20 protein-coding genes are annotated in these 21,131 nt (G+C 48.5%); 12 read left to right on the top strand and 8 right to left on the bottom strand.

Features of this window, described 5'->3' with window-relative positions:
* Together pgl and zwf are read right to left on the bottom strand one after the other, a co-directional pair.
* Complete coding sequence (gene pgl / locus JKP77_RS07610; RefSeq protein ID WP_218310589.1) at positions 1-693, bottom strand: 6-phosphogluconolactonase; 693 nt, start codon at positions 691-693, stop codon at positions 1-3.
* On the bottom strand, positions 693-2,186 hold the full coding sequence (gene zwf, locus JKP77_RS07605; protein WP_218310588.1) for a glucose-6-phosphate dehydrogenase: 1,494 nt from the start codon (positions 2,184-2,186) through the stop codon (positions 693-695). The genes pgl and zwf overlap by 1 nt, the downstream gene beginning before the upstream one ends.
* A gap of 274 nt (positions 2,187-2,460) precedes the next feature.
* Here zwf and JKP77_RS07600 point away from each other — a divergent pair, with 274 nt between their 5' ends.
* Positions 2,461-3,312 carry a MurR/RpiR family transcriptional regulator gene (locus tag JKP77_RS07600; protein WP_218310587.1) on the top strand — a complete coding sequence of 284 codons (852 nt, stop codon included), beginning with the start codon at positions 2,461-2,463 and terminating at the stop codon, positions 3,310-3,312.
* A gap of 239 nt (positions 3,313-3,551) precedes the next feature.
* Complete coding sequence (pyk, locus tag JKP77_RS07595) at positions 3,552-4,988, top strand: pyruvate kinase (protein WP_218310586.1); 1,437 nt, start codon at positions 3,552-3,554, stop codon at positions 4,986-4,988.
* A 152-nt stretch (positions 4,989-5,140) separates the two neighbouring features.
* On the opposite strand, the gene JKP77_RS07590 is transcribed toward pyk, so the two are convergent.
* Entirely contained in the window at positions 5,141-5,692 is a 552-nt protein-coding gene (locus JKP77_RS07590; RefSeq protein ID WP_218310585.1) for an NAD(P)H nitroreductase, read from the bottom strand.
* Between the two features lie 85 nt (positions 5,693-5,777).
* Positions 5,778-6,392, bottom strand: a complete 615-nt coding sequence (locus tag JKP77_RS07585) for an HvfX family Cu-binding RiPP maturation protein (protein ID WP_218310584.1) — start codon at positions 6,390-6,392, stop codon at positions 5,778-5,780.
* 18 nt (positions 6,393-6,410) lie between these two features.
* On the opposite strand from JKP77_RS07585, the gene JKP77_RS07580 reads away from it, so the two are divergent.
* From JKP77_RS07580 to JKP77_RS07565, 4 genes are all read left to right on the top strand, one after another.
* Positions 6,411-6,626, top strand: a complete 216-nt coding sequence (locus JKP77_RS07580; protein WP_218310729.1) for a hypothetical protein — start codon at positions 6,411-6,413, stop codon at positions 6,624-6,626.
* A gap of 113 nt (positions 6,627-6,739) precedes the next feature.
* A complete protein-coding gene (gene sppA, locus JKP77_RS07575) occupies positions 6,740-8,602 on the top strand; it encodes a signal peptide peptidase SppA (protein ID WP_218310583.1) in 1,863 nt (620 codons plus the stop codon).
* Between the two features lie 3 nt (positions 8,603-8,605).
* Positions 8,606-9,094, top strand: coding sequence for a SprT family zinc-dependent metalloprotease (locus JKP77_RS07570; RefSeq protein WP_338024849.1), 489 nt, complete (start codon positions 8,606-8,608; stop codon positions 9,092-9,094).
* Positions 9,095-9,271: 177 nt separating this feature from the next.
* Complete coding sequence (locus JKP77_RS07565) at positions 9,272-10,897, top strand: ABC-F family ATPase (protein WP_218310582.1); 1,626 nt, start codon at positions 9,272-9,274, stop codon at positions 10,895-10,897.
* A gap of 61 nt (positions 10,898-10,958) precedes the next feature.
* On the opposite strand, the gene yfbV is transcribed toward JKP77_RS07565, so the two are convergent.
* Positions 10,959-11,405, bottom strand: coding sequence for a terminus macrodomain insulation protein YfbV (gene yfbV, locus JKP77_RS07560; protein WP_218310581.1), 447 nt, complete (start codon positions 11,403-11,405; stop codon positions 10,959-10,961).
* Between the two features lie 265 nt (positions 11,406-11,670).
* Between yfbV and trxB the strand changes: the two genes are divergently transcribed.
* The 4 genes from trxB to infA all read left to right on the top strand — a co-directional run bounded on the left by trxB (position 11,671) and on the right by infA (position 14,434).
* On the top strand, positions 11,671-12,633 hold the full coding sequence (gene trxB, locus JKP77_RS07555; protein WP_218310580.1) for a thioredoxin-disulfide reductase: 963 nt from the start codon (positions 11,671-11,673) through the stop codon (positions 12,631-12,633).
* Positions 12,634-12,682: 49 nt separating this feature from the next.
* Positions 12,683-13,429 (top strand): leucyl/phenylalanyl-tRNA--protein transferase, encoded by a 747-nt coding sequence (gene aat, locus JKP77_RS07550; RefSeq protein ID WP_218310579.1) that lies wholly within the window; start codon positions 12,683-12,685, stop codon positions 13,427-13,429.
* Positions 13,426-14,139 carry an arginyltransferase gene (locus JKP77_RS07545; RefSeq protein WP_218310578.1) on the top strand — a complete coding sequence of 238 codons (714 nt, stop codon included), beginning with the start codon at positions 13,426-13,428 and terminating at the stop codon, positions 14,137-14,139. The genes aat and JKP77_RS07545 overlap by 4 nt, the downstream gene beginning before the upstream one ends.
* A 76-nt stretch (positions 14,140-14,215) precedes the next feature.
* Positions 14,216-14,434, top strand: a complete 219-nt coding sequence (gene infA / locus JKP77_RS07540) for a translation initiation factor IF-1 (protein ID WP_014949333.1) — start codon at positions 14,216-14,218, stop codon at positions 14,432-14,434.
* Between the two features lie 84 nt (positions 14,435-14,518).
* Here the strand turns inward: infA and clpA are convergent, their stop codons facing one another.
* Both clpA and clpS read right to left on the bottom strand, forming a co-directional pair.
* Positions 14,519-16,795 carry an ATP-dependent Clp protease ATP-binding subunit ClpA gene (clpA, locus tag JKP77_RS07535; RefSeq protein WP_218310577.1) on the bottom strand — a complete coding sequence of 759 codons (2,277 nt, stop codon included), beginning with the start codon at positions 16,793-16,795 and terminating at the stop codon, positions 14,519-14,521.
* 27 nt (positions 16,796-16,822) lie between these two features.
* Positions 16,823-17,143 carry an ATP-dependent Clp protease adapter ClpS gene (gene clpS / locus JKP77_RS07530; protein WP_218310576.1) on the bottom strand — a complete coding sequence of 107 codons (321 nt, stop codon included), beginning with the start codon at positions 17,141-17,143 and terminating at the stop codon, positions 16,823-16,825.
* Between the two features lie 203 nt (positions 17,144-17,346).
* On the opposite strand from clpS, the gene cspD reads away from it, so the two are divergent.
* Entirely contained in the window at positions 17,347-17,565 is a 219-nt protein-coding gene (gene cspD, locus JKP77_RS07525; protein WP_218310575.1) for a cold shock domain-containing protein CspD, read from the top strand.
* 180 nt (positions 17,566-17,745) lie between these two features.
* Here cspD and JKP77_RS07520 read toward each other — a convergent pair whose 3' ends face one another.
* Complete coding sequence (locus tag JKP77_RS07520) at positions 17,746-19,971, bottom strand: NADP-dependent isocitrate dehydrogenase (RefSeq protein ID WP_218310574.1); 2,226 nt, start codon at positions 19,969-19,971, stop codon at positions 17,746-17,748.
* 409 nt (positions 19,972-20,380) lie between these two features.
* Between JKP77_RS07520 and JKP77_RS07515 the strand changes: the two genes are divergently transcribed.
* Entirely contained in the window at positions 20,381-20,923 is a 543-nt protein-coding gene (locus JKP77_RS07515; protein WP_218310573.1) for a pseudouridine synthase, read from the top strand.
* Positions 20,924-21,131: the final 208 nt, after the last annotated feature.

The raw sequence follows: 21,131 nt of genomic DNA, 5'->3' as shown, positions 1-21,131 counted from the left end.
CTATGGCGCCCACATCAGTGTAACCGGTGCACGGTTGATAACTGCAGTGATGGGTTTTTGCGCTTCGGTGGAATTTTCCAGGGCTTCCGTCAGCACCTCTTTTTTACGTTCGCCGGTCAGGTGCAAAAAGATATTGCGGCTATTCAGCAACGTAGGAAGCGTCATCGATATGCGCTGGTGTGGTGCAGTGGTTGGTGTAACGGCAATACAGGTTCTGCCGCTATTCATATCCAGCCCATCCTGCACCTGCTCTGAACACGGAAACAATGAGGCGGTATGACCGTCTTCGCCCATTCCCAGAATCAGCGCATCGAATGGCTGGGCCATACTGGCAATGTTAGATTCGGCTTCATTAATCCCTTCATTGGCATCCGCATGGTCGGCTTTTAACTCAACGAAATGCGCTGCTGCGGCTTTATTCTGAAGCAGATTCTGTTTCACAAGTTGCGTGTTACTGGCATCGTCGTCTTCGTTTACCCAACGCTCATCAGCCAGCGTAACATCCACTTTACTCCAGTCCAGATCCGCATTACTAAGCAGCTTGAATAAGGCCAGTGGCGTACGTCCACCACTGACGACGAGAGACGCGCGTCCTCGTGTCTGAATACCGGTTTTCAGAATAGAAGTCAGGGTTGATGCGAAGGCTTCAGTCAGTGCATCCGGTGTATCGTAAGATTCAATCGTTAATGCCATTATTTCTTTTTCACCTGTTTGCTTTCATACCAGCTACGGTTTGCTCGTGCCAGCAGACCAATTGAGTCTACCGGCCCCCATGTACCTGCCTGATAAGGCTCTGGCGGCTCGTTGGTGTTTTTCCATGCTTCAAGAATTGAGTCAACCCAGTTCCATGCCTGTTCAATTTCATCACGACGGACGAACAGCGCCTGGTTACCCAGCATCACTTCTAACAGCAGCTTTTCATAGGCGTCTGGAATTCGCTCGTCACCAAATGCTTCAGACAAACTCAGGTTCAGCTTTGACTTTTGCAAATCCATAGAGCCGGAACTGGTCAGCCCAGGCACTTTATTCATAACGGTAATTTCGACGCCTTCATCTGGCTGCAGTCGGATTACCAGTTTATTCGGTGGCAGGTTTTTGAAGCTGTCGCCGAACAAATTGTGCGGCTGACGCTTAAAGTAAATGACAACTTCACTGACTTTGGTTGGCATACGTTTACCGGTTCTCAGGTAAAACGGCACCCCAGCCCAGCGCCAGTTATCAATTTCGGCTTTGATCGCAACAAACGTTTCAGTTTTACTCTGCGTATTGGCGTCTTCTTCCTCAAGATACCCTGGTACTTCTTCGCCTTTCACGAAGCCAGAGGTGTACTGTCCGCGCACCGTCACGTCACTCACATTAGACGCATTAATTGGACGCAACGCTTTAAGCACTTTCAGCTTCTCGTCACGAATATTATCAGCATCGAGGGTTGTGGGCGGCTCCATCGCAACCAGAGACAATATCTGAAGCAAGTGGTTTTGCACCATGTCGCGCATCTGACCGGCGTCATCGAAGTAACCCCAGCGGCCTTCGATACCGACAGACTCAGCAACGCTGATCTGAACATGGTCAATACAGTTATGATCCCAGTTTGTCGCGAAAATAGAGTTAGCGAAACGCAGCGCTACCAGGTTAAGCACCGTTTCTTTACCAAGGTAATGGTCGATACGGTAAATCTGTTTCTCGTCAAAGAACTCAGCAACCTGATTGTTGATGATTTTCGACGACTCCAAATCGTGACCAATTGGCTTTTCCAGCACAACGCGTACACTTGAGTCGATAATTTTGCAGCCATGGAGACCACGACAGATATCACCGTAAATTGCCGGCGGCGTAGCCAGATAGCAAACCATGGTGCGACTCGGGTCAACATGTTCGTCGAACTGTTTGTAGCTCTCGACATCTTTCATATCGACACAAACATAATCCAGTCGGGCTTTAAGGCGTGACCAGGTGTCTTCGCAAAGTTCAGCGCCACCAAACTTCTCGATATTCGCTTTTACTTCACTTACGTACTCATCAACCGTCATCTCCTGACGTGCCACACCAATAATCATGGTATCGGGATGGATGAGTTCCGCTTTTTCAAGTTGGTACAGAGACGGCAACAGCTTGCGCCGTGAGAGATCCCCCATTGTGCCAAACAGCACAAAATCACAGGGTTCGTAGGAGTTATCCACTACCATATTCGTCGACCTTCTTAATAATAACAGTAACGTGGTTTTAGTTCGTTCCAGGCAACGGCTACTGATTGGTTGTTAGCACATAGTTAACACCAAATGTAGTAAAATTACAACTTTGCCGTATTTCATATTTTATTTGATGATTTTTGAGTGTTGACGAGGGAAAAACGAAATTAAAAATGTCAAAAAATTACATTTTTCTTGTCACCACTGTCACTTTCAGTAGACTATCTACCGAACAAGGCGCACATAATACTCTACTAAACGCTATATCCGTATGAATATATTAGAAAAAATCACCCAAAATAAAGCTGTATTCAGTAAGTCAGAGCGCAAAGTAGCAGAAGTTATTCTGTCAAATCCGCAAACTGCCATCCATTCGAGTATAGCAACCCTCGCAAAAATGTCGGATGTAAGCGAGCCTACCGTGAACCGGTTTTGTCGTCGCCTGGATACAAAAGGCTATCCTGACTTCAAACTACATCTGGCGCAAAGCCTTGCAAATGGCACGCCCTATGTAAACCGCCACGTCGATGAGCAGGATGGTCCTGAAGAATATACGAACAAAATTTTTGAATCGACCATGGCGTCGCTTGAAGTGGCCAGGCAGTCCATTGACGTCAATATCGTTAACCGGGTTGTCGATTTGCTTACCCAGGCACAGAAAATATCCTTCTTCGGCTTAGGGGCATCCGCGTCTGTCGCTCACGATGCATTGAACAAATTTTTCCGCTTCAATGTGCCGGTAGTGTATTTCGAAGATATCCTGATGCAACGTATGAGTTGCATGAACTGCTCTGACGGCGATGTGGTGGTACTGATCTCTCATACCGGACGCACCAAAAGCCTGGTAGAGATCGCGCAGATAGCGCGCATGAATGATGCAACCGTAGTGGGTATCACCTCAGCAGAGAGCCCGTTGGCGCAGGAATGCAGCTACGTGCTGTCGCTTGAGGTTCCCGAAGACACCGACATGTACATGCCAATGGCCAGCCGAATCGCGCAACTGACACTGATTGATGTACTGGCAACCGGTTTTACACTGCGCCGGGGCAACAAGTTCCGTGAGAATTTGAAACGGGTTAAAGATACGCTGCGCGGCTCTCGCTACGAGAAGCGCAACGAATAGCGCCAAGAAATTGTGAAAAAACGTCACCCCGGTGGCGTTTTTTTATACCTGCAAAATCAGTGCGTAACACCTATACTGGTAAGCGCAGTTAACATTTTATTCCCAAACATTCACATTTCTGTCAGATTCTACTAGTATTTTGTAATAAAATTACGAAAAGAGATTACAGCATGAGACAGACATGCAAAAATAATATCTCTGATTCAATCACCTAAACGACCAAGAGACTGCGAATTATTATGACCAGAAGAACGAAAATCCTTGCCACGTTAGGCCCAGCTACGGACTCGCTTGAAAAAATCCAGGCAATAATAAAAGCCGGCGCTAACGTAGTACGCATGAACTTCTCTCACGGCCAGGCTGACGATCATATTGAACGCGCTAAGCGCGTACGTGAAGCCGCCAAGAACCTAGGCAAGTATGTTGCGATTTTGGGCGATCTTCAGGGACCGAAAATCCGGGTTGCCAGGTTTAAAGATGGCTCAGTGGTACTAAAAGAAGGCGCCAGCTTTATTCTTGACGCTGAAATGGGCAAAGAAGACGGTGATATCAATGCGGTAGGTATCGACTACAAAGCGCTGCCAGATGATGTTGATGCTGGCGACATCCTGCTGCTGGATGATGGCCGTATTCAGCTAGAAGTTACTGCGGTAAAAGGCCGCCAGGTACACACGAAAGTGACGGTTCCCGGTAAATTATCGAATAACAAAGGTATCAATCGTCAGGGCGGCGGTCTTTCTGCTGAAGCATTAACAGAAAAAGATAAAGAAGATATTAAAACTGCTGCCAAAATTGGCGTTGACTACCTGGCAGTCTCTTTTCCCCGCAGTGGTGCAGACTTAAATTATGCCCGCGAACTGGCTCAGGCTGCTGGCTGTGATGCCATGATTTGCGCTAAGGTAGAACGCGCAGAAGCCGTGGCAACAGACGAAGCCATTGACGATATCATCAGTGCGTCCGACGCCGTTATGGTCGCCCGCGGCGATCTGGGCGTTGAAATCGGCGATGCTGAGCTGGTTGGTGTACAGAAAAAGCTTATTGCCCGCTCGCGCCAGCTTAACAAAGTTGTTATTACCGCAACCCAGATGATGGAATCGATGATTGACAGTCCGATGCCGACCCGGGCCGAGGTGATGGACGTCGCAAACGCCGTACTTGATGGCACCGATGCAGTAATGCTAAGTGCCGAAACTGCTGCGGGTAATTATCCGGTGGAAACAGTGCTGGCCATGGCGCGGGTATGTGAAGGAGCCGAAACGCACCCCAGCATCAAACTCTCCAAACACCGCATGGACGACATTTTTTCTTCTGTCAGTGAAACGGTTGCCCTTTCTGCTGTGTATGCCGCGAATCACTTGCCTAGCATCCGCGCGATTGTTGGTCTGACAGAAAGTGGTAATACTCCGAAACTGATGTCCCGCATTACGACTTCACTTCCTATCATCGCATTATCGCGCCATGAGCATACACTAAACTCTATGGCGCTGTTTCGTGGTGTAAAGCCGGTGTATTTCGACTCGCGCAACTGCGAGCCAGGCCAGTTGAAACACGATGTAATGAATGCATTGAAAGCGCATGGGCTGGTAAAATCCGGTGACAGCGTCATTATGACGTACGGCGATGAAATGGAAAAAATCGGGGCGACAAACGCCTTAAAAATAGTGAACGTTGATTAAGCACCCAACTGACACTCAAAAGGCGCCTTCTTCAGGCGCCTTTTTTATTTAAGGTAAAGGGTGTGCGTTACAGCAGCCCCCACGACACAGATGAGAGAAAAAACACTGAAAGATACCAGTGTTGTTTTACTGGTGTCGCCAGATTTCAGGCACTACGACCAGTGCTCGAAATAGTCGCTCGTATCACGCGTCGGCTTGCTGGCCCCTTCTATCGCGGGTGTTCCCAAATACAGAAAGCCTACAATTTCATCCTCTTCTGCCACATTCAGCGCATCACGCACTGTATCGCAGTGAGCATAGCTGCCCGTCCGCCAGATACCGTTAAACCCTTGTGCTACAGCCGCCATCTGCATTGCCATCACAGCGCAGGATGCCGACGCAATCTGCTCAACCCGCGGCACCTTTTCATGTTCTTTGTAGTTAGCGATGGCGACAATGATCATGGGTGCGCGCTGCGTTAACTGAGGCGCGCGCTCAATCTCTTTTTCGGACTTATCGTTATCGATAGCCGACTGTTCAAAAATAGAACCTAGTTTCAGTAGCCCTTTATCCTGACAAACAATAAAACGCCAGGGCGTCAGGCAGGCATGATCGGGGGCCCTGAGCGCGGCCTGCATGATATTCTCCAGCGCCTGACCTTCCGGCGCCGGGGCTTTCAAACGAGGCTGGGAAGCCCGATTCAGTAACAATGACATCGCATCCACAAACAGTCTCCTTGTGCTGCAGGTTTGATAATGTGATTTATCCTACGCACAGGTGCTCAAAAAGACCAGAACCTTAAGGGCGAATTTAACCTATTTTTGTTTTCATAAAGCGGCTGATGATGTCGTCTGCGCTGACATACCGCCCGCCCCCGTAAAACAGTAATACTGCCAGCATGATAAAGTACGTTGCGGCGAACTCTATCCCGTTGTTCAGGATCACAAATTTACCTGAGCTGGTCAGCCAGTCGATGTACCCGTGCTTTTCCAGCAATGTGTTAGCCGCGGTCAGTTTTTCCGGAGCTGCGAGCACTGAGGGATCGTAATAAATTGTGCCATCCGCAAACCAGCTTGACGCATCAGCAATGGCCAGCCATCCATGCTGTGCATGAACCGTTAAGATAGCGACTACCATCGTAATCATCAAAGGCAAAGACACTAACCGGGTGGCCAGCCCAATTAATAACAATACACCGCCAACCAGCTCTGTTGCCGTAGCCAGACACGCGAGCAGTTCAGGAAATGGCAAGCCCAGTCCCCATTCGGGATCACCGAACCATTGCACAATATCGTCAAATGCAGTGACTTTATTCCATCCAGCCTGAATCATAACTGGTGCCAGATACAGGCGAAGTAACAGCAAGGGAAGTCCGTCTGCGTGACGTAAACCCGATATCGTTCCATAATAGACAGAAGTCAGCATAACTATTTCCTGGTAACAGTGACTGCTAATAAAGAACCTGCGAAGCGAAAAAATCTTTCACCAACCACATCGGACACTATGTCGCCACTGACACGCTTATTGGTCAGAGGGCATCAAAAAGTAGGCTATAAAGAGAAAAAAGGCAGGCTGCTGATGCAGTTTAGCGAGAAGGATCACCGCCGTATCGCACAACTTATTGCTAAATGGCTGGAAGATTCAGAAAATCAAAGGTAAGGTCCGATGCAATGCGTGTTCAGGACAGATCACACTTCATTACAATTTTAATTCGCTATACCCTGCGGTTTGGATAACATACTGGGTAAATGACTCTGAGGTAACGAGATACTATGGCTGCCAACGGAAACTGGACGAAATCCTTATTTATTGGCCTATGGACGGTACTAAATTTTTGCCGGAAGCTGTTTTTTAACATTATATTTATCATCATATTTGTTGGTCTTCTAATTGTGATCATGCGCGAAGAAGATCCTCTTACGGTGAATGCTGACAGTGCACTGTATCTTAATTTGTATGGCACGCTGGTCATAGAAAAAGAAGCAGTAGACCCGTTCGAACAATTCATGCAGGAAGCGTTCGGGGAAGAGCCGGAAAATCCGGAAGTGTTGGTACGCGACGTCGTTAAGGTCATTGAAAATGCCCAGCAAGACAGTCGTATTAAAGCGTTGGTTCTGGATTTACACGGGCTTACCGGCGGCGGGCTGGATAAGATGCGCACCATCGCTGAAGCCATTGAAGCGTTCAAGCGTTCCGAGAAGCCGGTTTATGCAATCGGTGACTACTTTTCTCAGGATCAGTACTACCTTGCTGCTCACGCCGATAACGTGTATCTGAACCCTATGGGCGCGCTTCTGCTTGAAGGTTATGGCCGATATGGGCTGTACGTAAAAGACATGTTGGAAAAGCTGAAGGTTACCACCCATATTTTCCGTGTAGGAACATACAAATCAGCAGTCGAACCGTTTATTCGCAACGACATGTCAGATGCCGCTAAAGAAGCAAACAAAGAATGGCTTGATGCCTACTGGGCACAGTATAAAGCTGATGTTGCCGCCGCACGCAACATGGATGTCAGCAACTTTGATGAAACCCTTCAGGGACTGCTGGAAAAATTCAACGAAGCAGGTGCGGATTTCGCAACCTATGCGTTGGAAAACGGCTGGGTAGATGCGCTGAAAACCCGTGAAGAAGTGCGCCAGGAACTGGTGGCTTTGGTAGGGTCAGATGAAAACAAACTGGGCGTGAACGTCACCCCTTACTCCACGTACTTGAAAGTCGTAAATCCCCCATTACCGAGGGTACAGAACGACATGGATAAAGTCGCTATCGTGGTTGCCAAAGGTACCATCTTAAATGGTAATCAAAAAGCCGGTACCATCGGCGGTGACAGCACTGCACGTTTATTACGCAAAGCCAGACTGGACGATAACGTGAAAGCTGTGGTGCTTCAGGTTGATTCTCCGGGGGGTAGCTCCTTTGGCTCCGAGATAATTCGTCAGGAAGTGCTTGAACTCCAGGAAGCCGGGAAACCGGTAGTGGTATCAATGAGTACCTATGCGGCATCTGGAGGTTACTGGATCTCTGCTGATGCTGACAAAATCATCGCATCGCCCAGCACCATCACGGGATCCATCGGCGTGTTCGGCATGTTTATGACGTACGAGAAAAGCCTGGATTATTTGGGTATTAACAGCGATGGCGTCGGTTCTACCGAACTGACCGGGTTATCCCCTACCCGCTCGCTGGCGCCTGAGTTCGGCCAGATTTTGCAAAATAATGTAGAAAGCAGCTACAACAACTTCATCACTATGGTCGCAGATGCCAGAGGCATGAAAGTCGACGATGTTGACGACATTGCACAGGGCCGTGTCTGGATTGGCGAAACAGCGCTTAAACTGGGCTTGGTCGACGAGCTGGGCGATCTTAACGATGCCGTTATGTCTGCAGCCGACATTGCCGGTCTGGAGAAATACGACAGCTTTTATGTTGAACGTGACCTTTCTGCCCAGGAAATGTTTTGGAAAGAGTTTTTTGGTCAGGCAATGGTATGGGCTGCGAAATGGCAATTTTCACAATCAGATTCAGCCCTGATGGGCATGGTGAAGAGTGTGTTGAAAGAGTTCGATACCATGCAGCAGCTTAATGATCCAATGGGCGTATACATTTTGTGTTTACAATGCAACGTTAAATAGCCCGTGTCACAAATAAGTCAAACAGAGCGCGCTGCTGTGAAGCAGCGCGTTTCTGCTCTCTATCAACATGCTGAAAAGTATTTTTCCCGCGCATTTGTCACGCCTGAGGTAACATTCCGCCGTTCAGGGAGAAATGCGGGCACGGCCTTTTTAAACCAAAACCGCATTAACCTAAACGGCGCCCTGTTCACTGAAAACCGGGACGCGTTTTTCTCACAAGTTATTCCTCATGAAATCAGCCACCTCCTGGTTTGGCAGTTGTATGGCCGGGTCAAGCCCCATGGGAAAGAATGGCAACATATGATGGAAGAGGTATTTAACACGCCGGCCTCTGCTACCCACAGTTTCGATTTGGCACCGCTGAATCTCAAAACGTTTCGTTATCGCTGTAATTGCGATGTCATCGAGTTGTCAGTGCGACGACATAATAACGTACTGAAAGGCCAGCGTTATCTCTGCAGACGCTGCAATAGCTATCTGACTGCTGAATAATCGTTATCACGAGAACCGTCAGCTAAACCTTGCCTCCGGTCTTTCTGACTTGTGTATCTGAACAGAAAAAGCGCAAAAATTCCTCGACTCCGGAGCCGCTTTTCTTTATATTGCGCGCCCCTGGCTTCGAACTTCGAAGCCATTTCTTTTTCTACAGATAAACGTCCTGGACTCGCTTTGATTACTACCGCCAATATCACAATGCAATTTGGCTCTAAGCCTTTGTTTGAAAATATCTCAGCCAAATTTGGTAATGGCAACCGTTATGGCCTGATCGGTGCGAATGGTTGCGGTAAATCCACTTTCATGAAAATTCTGAGCGGACATCTCGTACCGACCTCAGGCAATGTCTCAATGGCCCCCGGCACCAAACTGGGGATCCTCAGTCAGGACCAGTTTGCCTTTGAGGAAATGAGCGTAGTCGATGCGGTGATCATGGGCGACCGTGAGCTTTGGGAAGTGAAACGGGAACGCGACGCCATATATAGCAAAGCGGAAATGAGTGAAGAAGACGGTATGCGCGTAGCAGACCTCGAAACCCGCTTTGCAGAAATGGATGGCTACACTGCAGAGGCACGTGCCGGTGATATCCTTACCGCTGCCAGTATCGAAGAGCATTATCATTTCGGACTGATGAAAGAGGTAGCGCCTGGCAAAAAGGTGCGTGTATTACTGGCTCAGGCTCTGTTTGCCGAGCCTGATATTCTGCTACTTGATGAGCCTACCAATAACCTGGATATCTATACGATTGAGTGGCTGGCGCAAGAACTGAACAAGCGCAAGTCTACGATGATCATCATTTCGCACGATCGCCACTTTCTGAACTCTGTGTGTACACACATGGCAGACATTGATTACGGCGAACTGCGTATTTATCCGGGTAACTACGACGACTACGTGCAGGCAGCCATGATGGCGCAGGAACAACTGCACCAGGAAAATGCCAAAAAATCAGCAGAAATCGAAGAGTTACAATCTTTCGTTGCTCGTTTTTCGGCAAACGCGTCTAAAGCCAAACAAGCCACGTCACGGGCAAGACGACTTGAGAAAATTGAACTGGCGGAAGTGAAAGCGTCCAGCCGCCGCAAACCGTTCATTCAGTTCAAGCAGCATAAAAAACTACATCGCCTGGCAGTCACACTTGAAGAAGTCGGTCACAGCTACCCGGATCTTCCGCTGTTTGACAACGCCAATCTGTTATTGGAAGCAGGCTCCCGTCTTGCCATCATCGGTGAAAACGGCGCGGGTAAAACTACCCTGCTTAAGTGTCTGGTCGACGACCTGACACCCAATAAAGGTGTGGTGAGATGGGCGGAAAATGCGTCGGTAGGTTATATTCCCCAGGACAGCAGTAACGATTTCGACTGCGACCTCACGCTATTTGAATGGATGTCGCAGTGGCGCAGTCCGAAGCATGATGACTTACAGGTAAAGGGCATGCTGGGACGCCTGCTTTTTGGCTCAGATGACTTCAACAAAAAAGTGAAGGTGTGCTCCGGTGGTGAGAAAAACCGTCTCCTGTTCGGCAAACTTATGCTTCAGGATATCAACGTCCTGGTGATGGATGAACCCACCAACCACCTTGATATGGAATCTATTGAGGCGCTCAACAATGCGTTGTACAAATTTGATGGCACGGTGATTTTCGTCAGTCATGACCGCGAGTTTGTCTCATCGCTGGCCACACAGATCATCGAAATCAGAAATCAGGCTATCACGCACTTCGATGGTAACTATGAAGAGTTTGTCGCCCATTGCGATGGGCTGTCAGAGACGCCCCAGCGTAAGGCAGCAATTGCCTGATAATCTGCACTACGAAAAAACGCGCCTGACCAGCGCGTTTTTTGTTTTCTCGCGATAAGGTTTAGAACCAGCTTCGCGTAAAGACTTTATCGATATCGTTAAAGGCCGTTTTTAACAGTGCAGCAAGCTCTTTGTAGCGAGGTCTTGATTTTAAAGACTGCACCTGACAGCCGTGAGTACGCATCTTCGAGTGAATCTCGTGATACCAGTGTTTAAGCTGCGGAGGTAAGGCCTGATTGGAGCGATGGCCAAGCCATAAAAGGCCCTGTAGCGGCAGGCTCAGGAAAAACGCACCGATGGCGATGGCCTGTGGTAAGTATTCAGCACCGAACGTATTTAACATAGCCGCGCAAGCAAGCACGGCCATGGGTGGCATCACTTTCACCGCCAGACGGGTGGCCGAAACCACGCGACACTCAGGAAAATGTGCGTACAGTTCCTTTTTCACCGGCCAGGTAGTCATATAGTCCTGACCATCACGGAAAAGTGTCATTACAGATTGTGCCATGTTCCACCTCACTTCTGTGCGCAAATGCCCACAGTTACACTATAACCAATATGCAGCATCAGGTGTATAACGTTTTTCTATAATACTGTTTAAAACTGATTATAGCTCACCTTCTGTAAGTGACATACCAGCCAGATAAAGGCATCATATGGCTATTCGGCGCAGGCTGGGACTATCAACTCATGTTGAAACTAGAAATTTTGCCCCAACCTAGCTGTTATCAAGAATTTCGCCCTATCGGGCAACGACGTATTTGGAGAGAAAAATGGCAGAAAGCAGACATGTTCGTCTACTGATTTTGGGGTCCGGACCGGCAGGCTATTCTGCTGCAGTGTATGCAGCCCGAGCCAACCTGGAGCCCGTATTGCTGACGGGTATTCAGCAAGGCGGACAACTGACGACTACCACTGAAGTTGAAAACTGGCCCGGTGATCCTGAAGGTCTGACTGGGCCGGACCTGATGGTTCGTATGCAAAAACATGCGGAAAAATTCGACACAGAGATTATCTTCGATCATATCAACAAAACGGATCTCTCTAAGCGTCCGTTCACATTGTACGGCGATAACGGCACCTATACCTGCGATGCGCTTATCATCGCTACCGGCGCTTCAGCTAAATACCTTGGCATGGAGTCTGAGCAGGCCTTTATGGGTAAAGGTGTATCAGCCTGCGCGACCTGTGACGGCTTTTTCTATCGTAACCAGAAAGTAGCGGTTGTTGGCGGCGGTAACACCGCGGTAGAAGAAGCATTGTACCTGTCTAATATTGCTTCAGAAGTGCATGTCATTCACCGTCGTGAAGAGTTCCGAAGTGAAAAAATCCTCGAGCAACGCCTGCGTGACAAGGCAGAAAATGGCAACGTTACACTGCATCTGAATCGCACCCTTGATGAGGTCATGGGTGACGAGATGGGCGTAACCAAAATTCGTATTAAAGACACCGATTCAGATACCACTGAAGAGCTGGATATTATGGGTCTTTTCATCGCCATTGGCCACAAACCGAATACTGATATCTTTGACGGTCAGCTTGCAATGAAAGACGGTTATATCGTGGTAAACAGTGGCCTTAACGGCAATGCCACTCAAACCAGTGTTGAAGGTGTATATGCAGCAGGTGATGTCAGCGACCATGTATATCGCCAGGCAATTACATCGGCCGGAACGGGCTGTATGGCTGCGCTGGATGCTGAAAAGTATCTTGACGGCCTGAAAATGGAACAGTAAGCGATCCGCGAAGGCCGACAGCGGCCTTCGCCATATTTCGTGACCCTTCATGATTGAATTGCCGTACCTCCACGAAGATACCCCATTTCCCCCGGTGAATGAGGCTTTAGACGACCCTAACGGCTTGCTTGCCTTTGGCGGTACACTTGATATCAACCGGCTTTTTAACGCTTATTCTCATGGCATATTCCCGTGGTTCAGCGACCAAGAACCGATATTATGGTGGTCACCGACGCCCCGCGCGATTATTGTGCCCGACGCGTTTTGCTGTTCAAAAAGCCTGCGCAAGCTGGCACGCAAAGCCATTTACGATGTTACAATGAATCACGCCTTCACGGATGTGATTAACGCCTGCGCCACCATTCCACGCGTTCACCCTGGTTCAACCGAGATGTCATCAGACACCTGGATAACAGAAGATATGCAACGCGCGTATATCAGACTGCATCAGGCGGGCCTGGCCCACTCTGTGGAAGTATGGGAAGGCAATAACCTGGTGGGTGGTCTTTATGGCGTTGCCGTAGGGAAGGTATTTTGTGGAGAGTCGATGTTCCACTTTAAAAATAACACTTCCAAACTGGCTATGCTGGCGTTGGTCAATCATATGAAAGCGCATCAAATGGCATTTATCGATTGCCAGCTACCCACAGAACATCTCACATCATTGGGTGCAGTCGAGGTGAGCAGAGACGCATTTATCAGCAGACTTGCCGCACATAATCAGACACTGGATGGATCCGGAAAGCTGAGTGACCAGTACAGGAAGGTATGGTCAAGGCAGGATATCACACCATGAGATTTGGCATTACACAGGTATTTCCCTGTAGCTACCTTGCCAACCGCCACGAACAACTTTTAGTCTATGCGGAAGAGGACACCGATCTGGCGCTGCGATACAGCCAGCTGATACAGGCAGGCTTTCGTCGTAGTGGTGATCAGGTGTACCGGCCCCATTGCCCTCAATGCGATGCTTGTCAGTCAGTGCGGGTTCTGGTTAACACCTTTACCCCATCTCGCAGTCAAAAGCGCGTAATCCGGAAAAACAGTCATTTGCATTCTGTGCTATCCTATACCCCTGGTAAGGATTACTATCCGTTATATGAGCATTACATTTGCGAAAGACATGCCGATGGTAGTATGTTTCCACCTTCCCGGGATCAGTTTGACAGCTTCATTGATTGTCAGTGGAAGCAACCTGTATTTATTGAAGCATACGACGATGACAAACTCATCGCAGTCGCGGTTACTGACATCGTTGATGACCGTGTCAGTCATAGTGGAATGTCAGCGCTGTATACCTTTTTTGATCCCGCCTATTCAGAATCCTCTATTGGTACCTGGATGATTTTGCAGCAACTGCAGCACGCAAGAACAATGGGCATAGATTATCTGTATCTTGGCTACCAGGTGGACGCCTGCCCAAAAATGGCGTATAAAACGCGTTTTCTGCCCCACGAGCGTTTTTATCACAATAAATGGCACCGAATTGATAAAAAAACGGTCTAAACGCTTTACACTGCCGCCCGGATTGGTTAATGTCTGCGCGGCAAAAATTTTGACTTATTTGAGGTAACTGCTTTACATGGCGAAAGAAGATTGTATTGAAATGGAAGGAACGGTTCTGGATACCCTTCCAAACACTATGTTCCGCGTTGAGCTGGAAAACGGTCACGTGGTGACTGCGCACATCTCTGGCAAAATGCGTAAAAACTATATCCGGATCCTAACCGGTGACAAAGTGACTGTAGAGATGACACCATACGACCTGACCAAAGGCCGTATCGTGTATCGTGCAAGATAATACGCCAGTAAGCGGTCCCCGCTACAAAAAAAGCCCGATATCGCTATCGGGCTTTTTTGTTTTTATATGACAGGAGACGCTGAATCAGTTCGATTCAGCTTCCTTTTTCTCTTCATTTACGCCGGTGTAGTTGAAAGTCAGCTTATCGTCAGCCAAATCAACCTTCACATTGCCACCTTTGCTCAGTTCACCGAACAGCAATTCGTTAGCAAGTTCTTTTTTGACTTCGTTTTTAATAAGCCGTGCCATAGGACGTGCGCCCATCGCTTTGTCATAGCCTTTCTCAGCGAGATACGCACGCGCAGCGGAGGTAACCTCCAGTGACACGCCTTTCACGTCCAGCTGCGCCTGAAGCTCGATAATGAACTTGTCGACTACCTGCAGAATCACTTCCGAATCCAGATGATTGAACCAGATGATCGAATCCAGACGGTTACGGAACTCTGGTGAGAATATTTTGTTGATTTCACTCAACGCATCATGGCTGTGATCCTGTTGCTTAAAGCCAATGGACTTACGAACGGTTTCCTGTACGCCTGCGTTTGTGGTCATTACCAGCACCACATTGCGGAAGTCGACTTTACGGCCGTTATTATCTGTTAATGTCCCGTGATCCATCACCTGCAGCAAAATGTTGTAGATATCACTGTGCGCCTTTTCTATCTCATCAAGCAGTACCACTGAGTACGGGTTCTTTATCACCGCATCCGTAAGCAATCCGCCCTGATCAAAGCCAACATAACCCGGAGGTGCACCAATCAGCCGGCTCACCGCGTGACGCTCCATGTACTCCGACATGTCGAAACGTACCAGTTCTACGCCCATAATTTTAGCCAGTTGCTGCGTGACTTCGGTCTTCCCTACCCCGGTAGGTCCTGCAAACAGGAAGCTACCGATCGGTTTCTCTTCTTGTCCAAGACCAGAACGCGACAAGTGAATGGCATCGGTGAGATTCTCAATCGCATCATCCTGACCAAACACCACCATTTTCAGGTTGCGGTTCAGGTTTTTCAGCACTTCTTTGTCTGACGCGGATACAGATTTTTCTGGTATACGCGCCATCTTGGCGATGATTTGCTCGATGTCACTGACATTAATGGTCTTCTTGCGCTTAGACACAGGCAGCAAACGCTGGCTTGCGCCCGCTTCATCCATCACATCAATGGCTTTGTCTGGCAGGTGTCGCTCATTAATGTACTTCGCCGACAGCTCTGCCGCTGCCTGCAGCGCTTTTTGTGTAAAGCGCACACTGTGATGCTCTTCATACCGGGATTTCAGGCCCTGAAGGATCTTGGTTGTATCGCCAACGCTTGGCTCTACAACATCCACTTTCTGGAAGCGGCGCGCCAAAGCACGGTCCTTTTCAAAAATGCCCTGATATTCCTGATATGTGGTAGAACCGATGCAGCGTAGCTCACCACTGCTTAATTTTGGCTTCAATAAGTTAGATGCATCCATTACACCACCTGATGCTGCACCAGCGCCGATGATGGTATGAATTTCATCAATAAACAGAATAGCGTCTTTGTCTTTACCCAGCTCTTTAAGAATCGCTTTGAGACGTTTCTCAAAGTCGCCGCGATATTTCGTTCCGGCAAGCAGGCCGCCTAAGTCCAGCGAATATACTGTGCTTTCAGCAATGACCTCTGGCACATCGTTATTAACAATCCGATAAGCAAGTCCTTCCGCAATCGCGGTTTTCCCTACACCCGCTTCTCCTACCAGCAGCGGATTGTTTTTACGGCGGCGGCATAAGATCTGAATGGTTCGCTCAAGCTCAGCGTCACGACCAATCAGCGGATCGATTTTGCCGTCCTGTGCATGTTTGTTCAGGTCGGTAGCGTACTTGCTCAGCGCGGAGCTGTTTTCATCTCCTTCAGCGCCCTCTTCGGCAGCTTCAGGCGAGGCTGATTCTTCGTCATCCATTTTGCTGACGCCGTGACTGATATAATTTACGACATCAAGTCGGGTGACATCCGCTTTCTTAAGAATGTACACCGCCTGGGATTCCTGCTCGGAAAATATTGCTACCAACACATTCGCGCCGGTAACTTCATCTTTACCCGATGATTGCACATGGAATACCGCACGCTGAAGCACGCGCTGGAAACCCAGCGTAGGCTGTGTCTCGCGTTCTGTTGCCTGATCGTCAAGGATCAGGGGCGTGGTGTCTTTAACAAATTCGATTAGCTCGCTTTTTATCGCATCGATGTTCGCGCCGCACGCTTTCAGTGCATCGCGGGCCGCAGAATTGTCCAGCAATGCCAGAAGCAGGTGCTCTACGGTCATGAATTCATGGCGGTGCTCACGAGCAAACACGAATGCTTCATTTAACGTTTGCTCTAACTCTTTATTCAACATATTGCTCGCCCTCTAGTGGTTTACCAACTACGCCTGCTCCATGGTGCACATAAGTGGATGATGATGCTTACGTGCGTACTGATTGACCTGCATCACTTTTGTTTCTGCAATCTCTGCAGTAAATATGCCACAAACCGCCTTTCCCTGATAATGAACGGTGAGCATAATCTGATTGGCCTTCTCAGCATCCAAATTGAAAAAATGCATGAGTACTTCGACCACAAAATCCATTGGCGTGTAGTCGTCATTATTTAACAACACTTTATACATCGGGGGCGGTTGCGTTTTTTTGCGCACCGCATCAATCTGTTTTTCCTTCTCGATACTGATTGCGTTGTCTTTGCTCATAATTTAATGATAGTGCCTTCGCCAGCAATGTCGCGGAATTTTTGCTAATTAATTAATTTACGAAAATACCCTTGACATGGGATGGTTAAAAAATCTACAGTTTGACTATGGTTCTGTGAAGTGACGCACATGACCATTGTGCTCTCAATTTCTATTGTGGGGGCATACAAGTGTGAGTTCAAGGATTAAGAGGAAGTCGAAGTATGGCGGTTGGCAAAGTAAAGTGGTTTAACAACGCAAAAGGTTTCGGATTTATCGTTCCTGAAGATGGTGGTGAAGATATCTTCGCTCACTATTCTACAATTCAGATGGATGGTTATCGTTCGCTAAAAGCAGGTCAGGAGGTCACTTTTGACGTCCAGCAAGGGCCTAAAGGTCTTCATGCGGAAAACATCGGATTTGTAGACGAACCGGAACGTTAATTCGAAATAATTTATCGAATCAACAAAAGGGTCTATTACTGTATGGCGGTCGGTAATGGGCCTTTTTTATGACTTAGCCGGTCTTGTTGCTTTTCCCGTCACTGTCTCGCAAACAAGCAGCGTAAGAAAGTCAAAAAAAAGCCCGACATCATGTCGGGCTTTTTATTTCCATCTGCGTCACTACGCTTTTAATACTTTGTGCAGTGTTTCACTCGGAGACATTGCCTTAGCTACTTTTTCCGTATCCGGGAAGTAGTATCCACCGATATCCTGTGGTTGTCCCTGCGTCGCATCGATTTCCGCGATAATGGTATCAATGTCTGCAGTCAGCTTGTCGAACATCGGTTTGAACAGCTCAGCCAGCTCTTTGTCTTCTGTCTGATTAACCACTTCCTCAGCCCAGTACATTGCCAGATAGACGTGGCTACCACGGTTGTCCAGTTGACCAGCTTTGCGAAGCGGAGACTTACCGTTGTTCAGCAGCGTTTCCGTTGCACGGTCTAATGCTTGTCCGATAATGCGGGCACGAGGATTATCGTGCTTGGTCGCGGCATCTTCCAGGGAGACTGCCAGCGCCAGGAACTCACCCAGTGAATCCCAACGCAGGTGACCCTCTTCAACAAACTGCTGAACGTGCTTAGGCGCAGAGCCACCTGCACCAGTCTCATACAGACCACCACCGGCCATAAGCGGCACGATAGACAGCATTTTGGCACTGGTTCCCAGTTCCAGAATCGGGAACAGGTCGGTCAGGTAATCACGCAGCACGTTACCGGTTACGGAAATCGTATCCAGTCCACGCATTGCACGTTCCATGCTGTAACGGATTGCACGGACAGGAGACATGATTTGAATATCAAGACCATTGGTATCGTGGTCTTTCAGATACTTTTCGACTTTCTGAATAAGCTGGCGGTCGTGTGCACGCTCGTCATCCAGCCAGAATACCGCAGGCATACCAGACTGACGTGCACGGGTAACAGCCAGTTTCACCCAGTCCTGAATCGGCGCGTCTTTCGCCTGACACATACGCCAGATGTCACCCTCTTCTACCTCATGCTCAATCAGAACGTTGCCATCCTGATCGACAATTTGCACGGTGCCATCGGTTTCCATTTCAAACGTTTTATCGTGTGAACCGTATTCTTCCGCTTTTTGAGCCATCAGGCCAACGTTAGGCACTGTACCCATTGTCGTCGGATCGAATGCACCGTGCGTCTTACAGAAGTTAATCACTTCCTGATAAATCGTCGCATAAGTGCTTTCAGGGATAACCGCTTTGGTATCATGTGGCTTACCATCCGGCCCCCACATCTGACCTGAATTACGGATCATTGCTGGCATAGACGCATCAACAATGACGTCCGATGGTACGTGCAGGTTGGAGATCCCTTTATCAGAGTTAACCATGGCAATCGGTGGGCGATCGGCATAACACGCGTTAATATCGCGCTGAATTTCAGAACGCTGAGACTCAGGTAGTGAAGAAATTTTATCGTAAACACTGCCCAGGCCATTGTTCGGGTTAACACCCAGTTCTTCAAACAAATCACCGTATTTGTCAAACAGCTCTTTATAGAACACTTTGACACAATGACCGAACACGATGGGGTGAGAAACCTTCATCATGGTCGCTTTTACGTGCAGTGAGAACAAAATGCCGGTGTTCTTGGCATCTTCAATTTGATCTTCAAAGAATTTGCACAGTGCATTTTTGCTCATGAACATGCCGTCAATGACTTCACCGGCAAGCAGGTCAACGCGAGGCTTCAGGGTTTTCTTCGAGCCATCTTTGCCGGTAAATTCAATACTGACATAACCTTCTTTCTCCACCGTGGTAGATTTTTCACTTGAGAAGAAGTCGCCGCCACGCATGTGCGCAACGTGAGAACGTGATGCCTGACTCCATTCGCCCATGCTGTGTGGGTGCTTGCGCGCATAGTTCTTCACTGCTGTTGGCGCACGGCGATCTGAGTTACCTTCACGCAGAACCGGGTTTACGGCGCTGCCTAAGATTTTACCGTAACGCTCACGAATGTCTTTCTCTTCATCTGTTTTTGGATCTTCCGGGAAAGCAGGAACATCGTAACCCGCAGCGTTCAATTCCTTGATTGCTGCACGCAACTGAGGAATTGATGCACTAATATTAGGCAACTTAATAATATTAGCGTTAGGATTTTGCGTGTAATCGCCCAGCTCAACCAGTGCATCCGCAACTTTCTGGTCGTCTTTCAGGTAGTCAGGAAAATTGGCCAGGATACGGCCAGCCAGAGAGATATCACTGAGCTCTACGTCGATGTCAGCGGCACCAGCAAAGGTTTTGATAATCGGGAGAAACGAGTATGTCGCCAGCATTGGCGCTTCGTCGGTTTTGGTGTAGATGATTTTCGACTTGGCTTTGGTCATTATATACCTCAATGTTGTCGGTAGCTGACTACCTGAATTAAGTCCATTCGCGCATTGTTTACGACAATACGTATCTTGCCGGCTTGCCCGGATTTACCGGAACGCCGTAATTAACTTTCACTTTACGCTTCTTCGACCGTTAGAAACGCTTCGACTTGCGGAGTCGAAATCGACGTATGCCCGCTCAAAAAACAGACACAATAATCCCAACGGATTAACCGCCGCGCTCAATAGTATAGGGTCGAATGAAGGAGTTACAAGTCATACCATTGTCGTAAGTGGAGAGATCACTTTACGTTTGCTGCGAAATTCGCCAGCTTCTCTGCACGTTTGTACTTTTATTTCAGGGTTCGGTAAACCGTCGCATTCTGATACACTGCGCGCACAATTTGTGCCCCGGAAATCTTCCATGTCTTCTACCGTAGTGTTGTTTAACAAACCGTTTCAGGTGCTATCTCAGTTCACTGATGCTGACGGGCGCAAAACCCTGAAGGATTTTATCGATATTCCTGATGTCTATGCTGCCGGAAGGTTAGACCGCGACTCGGAAGGCTTACTGGTACTGACCAATAACGGCAAATTACAGCACAAACTGGCGAATCCGGATGCGAAAACCAGCAAAACCTATTGGGTACAGGTAGAGGGCGAGCCCACAGATGACGCCATTAATGCGCTTCGTGAAGGTGTTGAACTGAAAGACGGTATGACGCAACCGGCAAAAGTGAAGCGGATGGCACCACCAGCCGTCTGGCCCCGTACTCCCCCAGTAAGATATCGACAACAGATCCCCACTTCCTGGTTAGCCATCACCATCACTGAGGGACGCAACCGCCAGGTCAGGCGGATGACCGCGCATGTTGGCTACCCTACCCTGAGGCTGATTCGCTATCGCGTGGGTAACTGGACGATTGACGGCATCGACAACGGCGGCTATCTGGCCTTCGAGCAGTAAACAGTCATACCGCAGCTCGCCAGCTATGCCTTTTACTCTGTTGCCTTTACGCGTGCTGTGAAAGGCAACAGGAAGGCTGACTCCCCACTGGCCTTGCAGCAGTAACTGCCGCGCAGATCAAATTTCGTTTCCCCATCACAATTGGCATATCTCATAGCCGCATTAATCGTGAAACTCCGGAATTATTCTGCTAAAATCCGCGACCCTA

The sequence above is a fragment of the Alteromonas antoniana genome (genome assembly GCF_019249295.1).
Lineage (GTDB): Bacteria > Pseudomonadota > Gammaproteobacteria > Enterobacterales > Alteromonadaceae > Alteromonas > Alteromonas antoniana.
The sequence above is the reverse complement of the archived record's forward strand: the minus strand, read 5'-3'. Positions and strand labels throughout refer to the sequence as shown.

Coding starts and splice junctions, on each gene's coding strand:
- JKP77_RS07585 (WP_218310584.1), bottom strand. CDS start 6,392: ATGCTGACTTCTGTCTATTATGGAACGATATCGGGTTTACGTCACGCA.
- JKP77_RS07515 (WP_218310573.1), top strand. CDS start 20,381: ATGTCTTCTACCGTAGTGTTGTTTAACAAACCGTTTCAGGTGCTATCT.
- infA (WP_014949333.1), top strand. CDS start 14,216: ATGGCGAAAGAAGATTGTATTGAAATGGAAGGAACGGTTCTGGATACC.
- clpA (WP_218310577.1), bottom strand. CDS start 16,795: ATGTTGAATAAAGAGTTAGAGCAAACGTTAAATGAAGCATTCGTGTTT.
- JKP77_RS07600 (WP_218310587.1), top strand. CDS start 2,461: ATGAATATATTAGAAAAAATCACCCAAAATAAAGCTGTATTCAGTAAG.
- cspD (WP_218310575.1), top strand. CDS start 17,347: ATGGCGGTTGGCAAAGTAAAGTGGTTTAACAACGCAAAAGGTTTCGGA.
- trxB (WP_218310580.1), top strand. CDS start 11,671: ATGGCAGAAAGCAGACATGTTCGTCTACTGATTTTGGGGTCCGGACCG.
- JKP77_RS07520 (WP_218310574.1), bottom strand. CDS start 19,971: ATGACCAAAGCCAAGTCGAAAATCATCTACACCAAAACCGACGAAGCG.
- pyk (WP_218310586.1), top strand. CDS start 3,552: ATGACCAGAAGAACGAAAATCCTTGCCACGTTAGGCCCAGCTACGGAC.
- pgl (WP_218310589.1), bottom strand. CDS start 693: ATGGCATTAACGATTGAATCTTACGATACACCGGATGCACTGACTGAA.
- sppA (WP_218310583.1), top strand. CDS start 6,740: ATGGCTGCCAACGGAAACTGGACGAAATCCTTATTTATTGGCCTATGG.
- yfbV (WP_218310581.1), bottom strand. CDS start 11,405: ATGGCACAATCTGTAATGACACTTTTCCGTGATGGTCAGGACTATATG.
- zwf (WP_218310588.1), bottom strand. CDS start 2,186: ATGGTAGTGGATAACTCCTACGAACCCTGTGATTTTGTGCTGTTTGGC.
- JKP77_RS07545 (WP_218310578.1), top strand. CDS start 13,426: ATGAGATTTGGCATTACACAGGTATTTCCCTGTAGCTACCTTGCCAAC.
- aat (WP_218310579.1), top strand. CDS start 12,683: ATGATTGAATTGCCGTACCTCCACGAAGATACCCCATTTCCCCCGGTG.
- clpS (WP_218310576.1), bottom strand. CDS start 17,143: ATGAGCAAAGACAACGCAATCAGTATCGAGAAGGAAAAACAGATTGAT.